Raw genomic sequence first — 11,259 nt, 5'->3', positions numbered from 1 at the left:
TTGATCGATCCGATGTTGCATACGCTCGAAACGTATCGCTTACAAGAAGGCCATTGGCTGTTGCAGCATAGCTTGAAGGATGACGATCAAGTCAGCGCCGATCCATTTGCCGAGCATTCATTTACGCTTGCGATTACTGAGTTGCTTTAATTTAGTTTACCGATGTAAAGGATCGTGCTTTGTTTGCATTACAAAAACGCCACACATTTGCTCTCCCTACCAGTGCGAAAGAGCTGATTGAGATTACCGATACAGAGCAACTGGGTGAGCTTCGGTATACTGCCGATACGTGGATTCTTGGCGAAGGTAGTAATACTATATTTGCGGCAGATTACTCTGGGCAAGTGTTGGTAAATCAGCTGCGCGGCATAGTAATCGAAGAATCTGATAGCGCTTGGTTAGTGCGGGTTGCCGCTGGTGAAAATTGGCATGATTTGGTAGTGAAATTGGTGCACGAGGGTATGCCGGGTTTCGAAAATCTGGCGTTAATACCTGGCAGTGTAGGCGCTGCACCGGTGCAAAATATTGGTGCTTACGGTGTAGAAATTGCCACCTTCATTGATTCTGTAAACATATATGATTTAAAGCAACATCAGCAATTTTCACTTAGTAACGCGGAATGTGAATTCGGCTATCGTAATAGCATTTTCAAACGTTCTGAGTATGCGCACTGGTTGATTATAGCGGTGCAATTTAGGCTGCCGAAAGAGTGGCTTGCTAATCTAAGTTACCCTGATTTAGCGGTACTACCAAAACAGGCCTCGGCTCGCGATGTAATGGAGCACGTGATACAAGTGCGCAATGCTAAGTTGCCGAATCCTTCTGAACTTGCCAACGCCGGTAGCTTTTTTAAGAACCCCATTGTGAGCAAAGAACAATACGCCGCGTTAGCGGAGCAGCACCAAGATTTGCCCGTTTATCCAGTAAGCGAATCGCACGTTAAACTAGCGGCTGGCTGGTTAATTGATAAGGCGGGCCTAAAGGCGTTACGAATTGGCGATATTGGCGTACATTCACGACAGGCGTTAGTGTTAGTAAATCATGGCCGCGGCACAGGTGAACAGTTACGCGCTTTGGCGAGCGAAATTATCCGTGAAATTAAACGAATTTACGGCGTGGATCTTGAGCCTGAAGTTCGTGTTTTAGGCAGCAGTGGGTTAATTGCATGGCAATAGCACCGAGTGAACTTGATTCTGCGTTAATCGCAATCTTAGCTGATGGCGAATTTCATTCTGGCCAGCAACTTGGCGATCAGCTTGGTGTTAGCCGCGCTGCGATTCATAACCATGTGGAAAAATTAGCAACTTTAGGGTTGGATATATTTCGGGTAACAGGCAAAGGATATCGGTTAGCAAAACCCTTACAGCTATTGAATTCAGAAGCGGTGAAAGCAAAATTACGTGTTGAGAATCAGCATGTGTTGATGCATTTGCAGCATGTTACCGGCTCTACCAACGATGATTTGAAGCGCTTGCTGGCCGAACAAAATGAACTATCCGCGGGTACCTGCGTGTTGGCAGAAATGCAAACTTCAGGGCGTGGGCGCCGCGGTAAAGCATGGTATTCCCCTTTTGGCAGTAACTTATATTTATCTATGTACTGGCCGCTTTACCAAGGCTTAAATGCTGCCATGGGGTTAAGCGTAGCGGTGGGTATCGCCCTTGCCGAAATGTTGTCGGCAGCAGGCATTGAAGGCGTGAGCGTGAAATGGCCTAATGATGTATATATTCAGCGCAAGAAAGTTGCGGGTATTTTAGTGGAACTAGAAGGCCAAGCTACTGGTGAAGGGCAAGCGATTATTGGTATTGGTTTGAATTTGGCCATGCCGGAAAATCAGCTGGCTATTGATCAGCCATTTACCAGTATAAACCAACATGTTCCTGAAGCCTTGGATAGAAACTGGTGGGCTAGCGCACTGATTAATCGTTGTATTGGTATCTTACAAACGCATGATCAGCAGGGCTTACAGCCACTTATCCCGCTGTGGCGCAAATATGATCATTTTTATCAGCAACCGGTAACGTTGCTTTTAGGTCAACATGAACAGCAGGGCATAGCGCAGGGTATTGATGAATTCGGTGCGCTATTGGTACAGCAAGAAGATGGCAAAAAACGTTATTTTGGGGGAGAAATCAGTGTCCGAAACCCTACTCGTTGAAATTGGTAATACCGCTTGGAAAGTAGCTCGCTATCGGGCTGGTTTACCGATCGAGTTCTTGCACAAAGGTTATGGCATTGATGGGTTGCTCGAATTTCTTACCGAGCAGCCTATGCAGCACGTGGCTCTCGCCAGTGTTGGTACTGAAGAGCACATTGCCACAATACAGGCGCACTTAAATGCGCAGCATAAAGTATTGCATATTGCGCGCAGTACAACGGGATTTGGCATACAACATTGCTATCAGCAGCTGGAAACATTGGGAGTTGATCGATGGTTAACCCTATTGGTTGCTAAAGCTAGCAAGCAGGCAGCCATTATTATTGATGCGGGTACGGCTATTACTTTAGATGTACTTACTGCGAATGGTGAGCACAAGGGCGGCTGGATTGCCCCCGGTATGAGGTTGATGCAAGAATCTCTAGTGCAGCGTAGTACACGGCTGAAGGTTACCGAACAGGTACCCAACGAAATATTAGGTACAGCTACCGAGCGTGCTATTTTTCTTGGTTGCAGAGCCTCTTTGCGGGGCTTTGTTAACGAAGCTTTAAGTGCGGCTTATGGCGCTTTAGGTGTGCAGAATAGCTCGGATAGTAAATTGCCAACGAATGCTGCAGCAGATTCCACTGCATCGGCGATTGCGGTGTGGTGTACCGGTGGCGATAGCGAATATCTGCAGGTAGAAGAACTTAGCAATGCTGAGATGCGCCCGCATTTAGTGCTTGAAGGTTTAGCCTTATGGTATCAACAAAAAGAGGCAACCTAGGGTTGCCTCTTTACAATTACACGTTGTGCACAACGGCTTGGTAGAACTTAAGAAAGCCGCCCTTTGAAATCGGCATAATTAAATTTACGTACCAATTCGAATTCACCATTGCTGCGTAAAATACCAATGGAAGGGTGCTCTACGCCATTAAAAAACGTAGTTTTCACCATAGTGTAATGCATCATATCTGCAAAAATAATGCGATCGCCAGGTTGCAGCTCGTTTGCAAAACTATACTCGCCAATTACATCACCAGCCAAGCAACTGTTGCCACCTAACTTATAGGTATGTGCTTGCACGCCCGGTAAATCAGCACCTGTGATCTCAGGGCGGTACGGCATTTCAAGTACATCGGGCATGTGCCCTGTGGCGGAAATGTCGAGAATAGCAATTTGGCCATTATTCTCTACGATATCAACAACCTCAGAAACCAAAGGACCAGTTTGCCAAGCAACCGCAGAACCTGGCTCGAGGATAATTTCTAAATCATAGGTTTCGCGCAAACGTTTCAGCTGGGCAATTAAGTGATCAACATCGTAGCCCTTGCGGGTCATTAAATGACCACCGCCAAGATTCAGCCACTTCATTTGTGGTAGCCATTTGGCGAAGCGTTCCTCAACTGCAGCAAGCGTGCGCTCTAATGCAAAGGAATCACACTCACACAGATTGTGCACGTGGAAGCCTTCAATACCGGTTAAATCAACACCTTCAAGTTGGGCTGCAGGAATGCCCAAACGCGAACCTGGTGCAGAAGGATCATACAGCTCAGTTTCTGCTTCACGATGTTCTGGATTAATACGTAAACCTACAGAAATACCGTGCGCGGCTACCTGTTTACGGTATCGTTGCCACTGGGTGAGGCTGTTAAATGAAATGTGGTTACAGTGCTGCACCAACACATCCATATCATAATCTTTATAGGCAGGAGAGTAAGCATGTACTTCGCTGCCAAAGGTATCAGCTGCTAACTGCGCTTCCCAAGCTGAGCTCGCAGTACAACCCTTTAGGTACTGTTTTACGATGGGAAATACGCTCCACATCGAAAAGCCTTTCAGAGCCAAAATAATACTAGCGCCGCTTTCGTTTTGCACACGCTGCATTAATTCAAGATTATTAATTAACTTCTGTTCTTCAAGCACAAAACATGGCGAAGGGATTTTTGGCGATAAAAAAGGATTGGTCATTTAACAGCAACTCCTAATAAGCAAAACCGGCTCCGAAGAGCCGGTAGTATACCTAACCGTTATTAATCTTTTAACGGGTTTTGGTCAACTTCAACAACTTGCCATGGCAAGCCATATTTGTTCAAACGCTCCATGAACGGATCTGGATCGAATTGCTCCATATTCCATACACCCGGTTTCATCCAAGTACCTTCCAGCATTAACGAGCCACCAATCATTGCTGGTACGCCGGTGGTATAAGAAACCGCTTGCGCGCCTACTTCGATATTACAGGCCGCATGATCGCAATTATTGTAGATGAAGATGGTTTTTTCTTTGCCATCTTTCATACCGGTGATGTAGGTACCGATACACGTTAAGCCTTCGTAGCCTTCTGCTAGTGAACCAGGGTTTGGCAATACCGCTTTTAAGAACTCTAGCGGTGCAATTTGCTGGCCGTTGTATTCAATAGGCTTGATTGATGTCATACCAATGCCTTCCAGTACCCGTAAGTGGTTCAGGTAGGCTTCGCCAAAGGTCATCCAAAAACGCGCACGCTTAATGGTAGGGAAGTGCTTTACCAGTGATTCCAGCTCTTCGTGGAATAGCAAATACGAAGCGCGAACACCAACACCTGGATAATCTAAATCTTTGCGCACGCTAATTGGATCGGTTTCCACCCACTCGCCATTTTCCCAGTACTTGCCGCGCTGAGTAATTTCGCGAATGTTGATTTCAGGGTTGAAGTTGGTAGCAAACGCTTGGCCATGATCACCACCATTACAATCAACGATATCGAGGTAATGAATTTCATCAAAATAATGCTTTGCAGCATACGCGGTGAATACGTTGGTAACGCCTGGATCGAAACCAGAACCAAGTAATGCCATTAAGCCAGCTTCTTTGAAGCGCTCGTGGTATGCCCACTGCCAGCTGTATTCAAATTTCGCTTCGTCTTTTGGCTCGTAGTTCGCCGTATCAAGGTAATGCACATTAGTAGCTAAGCAGGCATCCATGATAGGTAAATCTTGGTATGGCAGAGCTACGTTAATTACCAACGCTGGTTGCACTTTTTCAATCAGTGCTACTAATTCATCTACGTTATCTGCGTCTACCGAGTAAACGCCTACTACACGATCTGTGCCAACTTCGGCTTGTAACTTCTCGCACTTAGAAACGGTGCGTGAAGCCAAATGAATTTCCGAGAAATACTCCGGTAACATGGCACATTTTTTTACGACAACGCCGCTTACACCGCCAGCGCCGATAATTAAAACTCGAGACATTTTTCACCCCTTTCTTTTTGATGGGTTCGGTATAGAAAACGGGCGCGATTTTGCCTACGCCCGCTCTAGAATGCAAATATTATTCTGCGTTTGTTTTGCTTACACCTAAGTGTTTCAGTAAAAACGCCCATTGGTCGGCGATTTGCTCAATGGCCATCCATGTGGGTGTGCCCGCGCCATGGCCTGCACGGGTTTCAACACGCAACAATATTGGTGCGGCACAGCCCTGATCGCGTTGCATTACTGCAGCAAACTTATAACTATGCCATGGTACCACACGATCATCGTGGTCACCTGTTGTGATCAGCATCGGAGGATAGCATGTGCCGGGCTGCGTATTGTGCACAGGAGAGTATGCATATAGCGCGGCAAACTCATCGGCATTTTCACTTAACCCGTAATCGCTACTCCATGCGCGTGCGTTCGCACTTGGCGTATGATAGCGCAGCATGTCTAAAACGCCCACAGCGGGCAACACGGCGCCGAATAGCTCAGGGCGTTGTAATGCCGAGGCGGCTACCAATAAACCACCGTTAGAGCCCCCTTGAGCGGCAATTTTGCCAGCAGAGGTATAGTTGTTTGCAATTAAGTATTCAGCGGCAGCAATAAAATCATCGAATACGTTTTGTTTATTAAGTTTAGTGCCCGCCTGATGCCAAGCATCGCCATATTCTCCGCCACCACGCAAATTAGGTACCGCTAGAATGCCACCTTGCTCAAGCCATACCATGCGGCCAACACTAAAGCTCGGCGTGAGAGAAACATTAAAGCCACCATAACCATAAAGTAAAACCGAGTTGTTACCATCTAAAAGCGAATCTTGATGGCGCACAATAAACATCGGTATTGCAGTGCCATCGTTGCTTTCGTAAAACACTTGCTCGGTAACATATTCAGCAAGCTGCGCGTTTACTTCGGTTTGCCGATAAAGAGCACTTTCGCCACTGGCGATATTGTAGTGATAAATTGCGCCAGGTTGCGTGAAACCGGCAACTTGATAGAAGGTTTCGAGGTGGTCGGCATCACCGGTAAACCCTGTAACAGAACCAATTTCCGGTAAATCGAGTGGACCGATGTAACGACCATGGGCCGAATACATATGCACCTCAGATTGTGCGTCTTTCAGGTAGCTTACAAAGAACCGGCCACCCACATAATTTACCGTATCTATAGTTTCTGGCTTTTCAGAGACCAGCTCTTGCCAATGCTTGGTTTGTGGGCGGTTAATATCTAGCGCAATTACTCGCCCATTCGGTGCATTGTTTGTGGTGTAAAAGTAAAAAATATTGCCATCGGCTTCAATAAAGCTATAGCGCGCATCCCATTTATCAAACAGCGGCTGCCAACTGGCATTAGGATCGGTTAGATCAAGCATATGCATGCCATTAGCGAAAAAACCTTCGGTTAAATTCGCCAGCAAGAAACGGCCATTTGCCGCTACCTGCGGATATGGATTGATAGAGCCTTCGCCTTCTAGCTGATATACCAGCTCATCATTTGCTTGGGCGGTACCAATACGATGAAAGTAAATCCGCACGGTTTGCTGATCATCTGGATGGCCATCTGCACCCTCAGGATAGCGGCTGTAATAAAAACCAGTTTCATCGGGTAACCAACTTATATTAGTAAACTTGGTTCCGGTGATACGGTTCTCGGTATCCTCGCCAGTACGCACATCGCGCACTTTGAATTCAACCCAATCGGAGCCGCCATCGGAAATACCATAGGCAATGAAATTGGCGTTGGGGCTAACGTAGGCGCGAGCAAGTGAAACGGTGCCATCGCTACTCAATTTATTTGGATTAATGAGTACCCGTGGCGGCCGGTTTAAACTCTCGGTTACGAAGAGCACTGCCTGGTTTTGTAAGCCATCATTGCGATAAAAGAAATAACGTTCGCCTACTCTAAATGGCGTACTTAATCGCTCAAAGTTCCACAGGCTGGTTAGGCGCTCTTTTAAGGGTTCTCGATCCGGCAGAGCCTGCAAATACGGGAGTGAAAGATTGTTTTGTGCTTGCACCCACTCGTTTACTGCAGTGCTGTGCATATTTTCCAACCAACGATAGGGATCAGCAACGGCAACGCCGTGATAGTGATCAACCTGTTGGCTTTGTGGAGAAACAGGGTAGGCCATACGATCCTCGGGTATCGGCTCGGCAACATGGGTACTGCAAGCCGAGAGGGCAAGCACACTTGCGGTTGCTAAAATAGGCAATAAAGAACGAACCATAATTAAGCCTCGTTGTATTTGTGTACGCAATGCGGATCATAATTCTGCGTATGTTGTTGCTTGCGCTAAGCATACATTAGTTCCTGAAAATCGAAAAATGATTAGCGTAAAGTAAGATGTTGCGCGAGGTTTCTAAGTTCAGCGATGAACTCACTTTTTCCCGAAAAACCATGCTCTTTAGCAAGGGCGCTGAGGCTCTTGCTGCTTAAGGTTGCGAGAATCAGCAGGTTATTCGAACGCTGTAGTTGGGGTGATTGCAACAGCACTGTGGCGAGCATGGGTTGCAGCACTGCAAATGGAATAAAGCCGGCGGCGAAATCGGCGAGCAACCGCTCGATGGGTAAATTATTACAGGCATTGGTGGGCAGGTTATCTCGCCATGCCAAAAGCCAGTGTAGTTCGTTACTAATAGCCGGCGCTGCTGCCGCGTAACCGATTAATGTGGCAGCGAAAGTAGTAACGAGTTGCGTTGTTAGCGAATGGGCTTGCTTTGCCGCTTGGGTGTTTCCACGGCAGGGCTTTATATAAACCAATGAGCGCATTCCGGAAGCTGCATCTTTCTGTAAGCCTAAGCGTACCGGCTGAAAGCCTGCTCGGTGCCAAAACTGGTGCAACGCCTCGCTGCCACCAAAGCTAGTACCCATGAGTGCGGCCTGGGTATCCGCAAATTCAGATACGCTAGCAAGTAATGATGAACCGAACCCGTGCCCTTGCAGCGCCGGCAGCACGGCAATTCGCACGATGCGGAGCATTGGCAAGCTTGCCGCTGCCTGTTCCCGTAAATGAAATACCATGGTTTGCGGCAGTAAATTCCCGGGAGGGCGCCTTTTGCCTTGATAAATGGGGGTAACTAATGCGGCGGCTAATGGCCCTTCGTGAGCCATCCAGCATACGCCAATAAGCTGTTGTTGCTGATATTGCAGCACGAGCCGTTGCGTGGAATCGTTGAGCAGTAACTGCAAATCGTTGGGGCTAGTTTGATAATGCGCGGTAGTAAGCAGTGCAAAAACTTCGCTAAGTTCAGCATGGCTAAGTTCCGCAGCATGGCAAATGCGATAGCGCAATGAATGCTGTGTTCTTGGCTGCGAACCATGCGCCACAGTAGTTTGATTTTGTGCTACTTCAACCACGCTATCCGCTGTTGATAACGGTAATGAAGCAGATGCGCTGGGATTACTTTGTAAGCAGAAACAGGCGTTTAGCGCAGCTTCTAGCGGATCGCCATCACGCCAACGAATTGGCTTCTGTAGGTCGATATTTAGAACCTGCTGAAAGTAGTTTGGCAGCTTGCTTTGCAACCGCAGTAAAAAGCCGCGGCCGGCACTCTCATAACCCTCCGTAGTAGTGGCGAGCACTAATTGTTGCCAGCGCTCGGCTACGGCAGCCACAATATGGCTTGGAATTGAGGCGGCTTCATCGATGACTAACCATTGCTGCGCTTGCGGCGTGTATGCAAGCAAGCGATCTGGCGGCAAGAATGTAACGGGCTGCGTTGCGGTTGCAAGTATTTGTGCAGCTTGTCGTTTTGAAGGCGAACACACTAGCGCATTTAACTCTGGTTGTGCGTTTAACCAGAGGCCAAGTAGGGTTGATTTGCCTCGCCCACGCGGCGCATTAATAACCGCAACACAGCTTGTTAGCGTATTAGAGTTAGCTTGCTCAATATTAGCGCCTGCCTGGCTGAGCCTGTGCAGCTGCTGCAATTCTTTTAACGCGGTATATTGCTCAGTGGTTGGCGTAAGCACCGCTTCAGTGGGCCAATCGGGAATATTATCGCAGCAATGCTGAGCATCCGCAGGGCTGGTGAGTTGCGTATTAATGCCCTGTTGCTGCAAGTAATGGAGTAATCGTTGCCAGGCAGGTGTGGAATGCACAGGCGCTTGTAGCACTAACAAGCCGCCACCCGCAAGAGTGCCAGAAACCGCTAAAAAAGCATCGGCATGAAAGGTAGTGGCAGCAGAGAAAAATATGCAGTTGTATTGTTCACCAAGGTGCTGACGATAGCTGCTGAGGTTTGCTTTAGATAAGTGCAGTTTAGCGCCAGCATATTCGGGCCAATCCTGATCGGCTGCAATAATAATCAGGTTGCGAAAATGCTGGCGAAAACTACTCACAATTTAGAACAACGCCTTACCAAAGTAGATATCAAGCACCGTATTGATAAATACCACAGCAAGAATCACTGGAATAAAGGTGCTTAATGAGAAGCTGATGTATTTTTGCAAGATGCCATTAGTGTAGCCTTTTGAGCCTAATGCCAGTTCATCATGCAGGCCTTTCGCTTGCCAATGCCAAATTACAAACAAGCAGATCAATAAGCCGTTTAATGGCAGCACCGTATCGTAGAAAAGGTCGTAAATGAGATCGAATACGGATTTAGAGCCGCCACCGTAGCTAACAAAATCGGTAAAGAAATTAACCATACCAAATGAAGCGGTAGCGATAAGCGTAAGGATACCCATGGTGCCGGCTAGCACTGCAAGTGCTTTGCTGCGGCTAAAGTTATATTTCCGCACAATGGTAGCGGTAGGTACTTCAATAATAGAAACTAACGAGGTAATGGCTGCTACGAATACCAAGGTGAAGAACACCACGGCTACAATACTGGCACCAAGGTAGCCAATGTTTGCAGATAGGGCTAAGAAAATCTGCGGTAAGAAGGTAAAGATCATCGCTACTGATGATTCACTCAATTCCGCTGGATTGGTTTGTGGATTAATCGCGAAAATGGCAGGTAGCACCATTAAACCAGCAGTAAAGGCTACTGCGGTATCGGTAATTAATACCATTTTACCGGCGCCCACTACGTTATCGCGCTGGCGCAAATATGAGCCATAAGTGATTAAAATACCCATACCAAGCGAGAGCGAGAAAAATGCTTGCGAAAGGGCGCCACTAATAACGCTGCCATTCACTTTACTAAAATCAGGAATGAGGTAGAACTGTACGCCAGCAAAAGCATTATCGAGGGTAAGTACAAAGCCTACCAACACCAATAACATTACAAATAGCGCGGGCATCATAATGCGTGCGGCTTTCTCGATACCATTGCGTACACCGCTCACCAACACGAAATATACGATAGCGGCCACGATGGCGAGGTATATAAATACGCTCCAATGATTGATAAACACCCCAAAGTACTCTGGGTTGGCAATCACATCGAGGCTACCAATTACGGTTTGCACTAAATAGCCGAGAATCCACACGGTAATTACCATGTAGAACACGCCAATCATAAAGGGCGTAATTACTGCTAACCAGCCGGCAAAGCGCCATGGGCTTTTGCTACCAGCAATGGAAATATAAGCGCCATGGGGATCGGCTTGGGCTTTACGGCCAAGGCCCATTTCCGCCAACATAATTGGCAAGCAAATAAACACCACAAACAGGGCATAGATCAGCAAAAAGGCACCGCCGCCATTTTTTGTGGCTGCAACGGGAAAGCCTACCATGTTGCCGATACCTACTGCAGAGCCTGCAGCGGCGAGAATGAAACCAATACGGGAGCTAAAATGTTCGCGTGGCGCGTCCATAATTGAAATCCTATTCTTGTTATCGTTATCGTTTTAGTTTTGCGATTAGCTAGGCGTTATAGCAGGTTTTACCCTGCTTGGGCAAACCTGGTAACACTGCTTTGCCGCTGGTTGGAGCAG

8 protein-coding genes are annotated in these 11,259 nt (G+C 47.3%); 3 read left to right on the top strand and 5 right to left on the bottom strand.

Translation table 11 applies throughout. From position 1 onward, the window contains the following. Positions 1-179: 179 nt before the first annotated feature. Genes murB through ACNA7P_RS09090 form a run of 3 tightly spaced genes read left to right on the top strand, consistent with a single transcriptional unit; the run spans position 180 to position 2,924 of the window. Positions 180-1,175 (top strand): UDP-N-acetylmuramate dehydrogenase, encoded by a 996-nt coding sequence (gene murB, locus ACNA7P_RS09100; RefSeq protein WP_416258313.1) that lies wholly within the window; start codon positions 180-182, stop codon positions 1,173-1,175. Then, entirely contained in the window at positions 1,166-2,158 is a 993-nt protein-coding gene (birA, locus tag ACNA7P_RS09095) for a bifunctional biotin--[acetyl-CoA-carboxylase] ligase/biotin operon repressor BirA (RefSeq protein ID WP_416258312.1), read from the top strand. Before murB ends, birA begins: the two co-directional genes overlap by 10 nt. Next, on the top strand, positions 2,136-2,924 hold the full coding sequence (locus tag ACNA7P_RS09090) for a type III pantothenate kinase (RefSeq protein WP_416258311.1): 789 nt from the start codon (positions 2,136-2,138) through the stop codon (positions 2,922-2,924). The genes birA and ACNA7P_RS09090 overlap by 23 nt, the downstream gene beginning before the upstream one ends. Before the next feature lie 47 nt (positions 2,925-2,971). On the opposite strand, the gene nspC is transcribed toward ACNA7P_RS09090, so the two are convergent. From nspC to ACNA7P_RS09065, 5 genes are all read right to left on the bottom strand, one after another. Further along, positions 2,972-4,108: a carboxynorspermidine decarboxylase gene (nspC, locus tag ACNA7P_RS09085; protein ID WP_416258310.1), complete on the bottom strand. Its 1,137-nt coding sequence runs from the start codon at positions 4,106-4,108 to the stop codon at positions 2,972-2,974. Positions 4,109-4,170: 62 nt separating this feature from the next. Continuing rightward, positions 4,171-5,373, bottom strand: a complete 1,203-nt coding sequence (locus ACNA7P_RS09080; protein WP_416258309.1) for a saccharopine dehydrogenase family protein — start codon at positions 5,371-5,373, stop codon at positions 4,171-4,173. 79 nt (positions 5,374-5,452) lie between these two features. Then, positions 5,453-7,603 (bottom strand): prolyl oligopeptidase family serine peptidase, encoded by a 2,151-nt coding sequence (locus ACNA7P_RS09075; protein ID WP_416258308.1) that lies wholly within the window; start codon positions 7,601-7,603, stop codon positions 5,453-5,455. A gap of 101 nt (positions 7,604-7,704) precedes the next feature. Further along, positions 7,705-9,717, bottom strand: coding sequence for a GNAT family N-acetyltransferase (locus ACNA7P_RS09070; protein ID WP_416258307.1), 2,013 nt, complete (start codon positions 9,715-9,717; stop codon positions 7,705-7,707). Between the two features lie 3 nt (positions 9,718-9,720). Then, a complete protein-coding gene (locus ACNA7P_RS09065) occupies positions 9,721-11,139 on the bottom strand; it encodes a sodium-dependent transporter (RefSeq protein WP_416258306.1) in 1,419 nt (472 codons plus the stop codon). Between the last annotated feature and the right edge of the window lie 120 nt (positions 11,140-11,259).

Source organism: Aliidiomarina sp. (genome assembly GCF_047920995.1).
In the GTDB taxonomy this organism is placed as follows: Bacteria; Pseudomonadota; Gammaproteobacteria; order Enterobacterales; family Alteromonadaceae; genus Aliidiomarina.
Note: the sequence above shows the minus strand (reverse complement) of the source record. Positions and strands in the feature narration are given on the sequence as shown.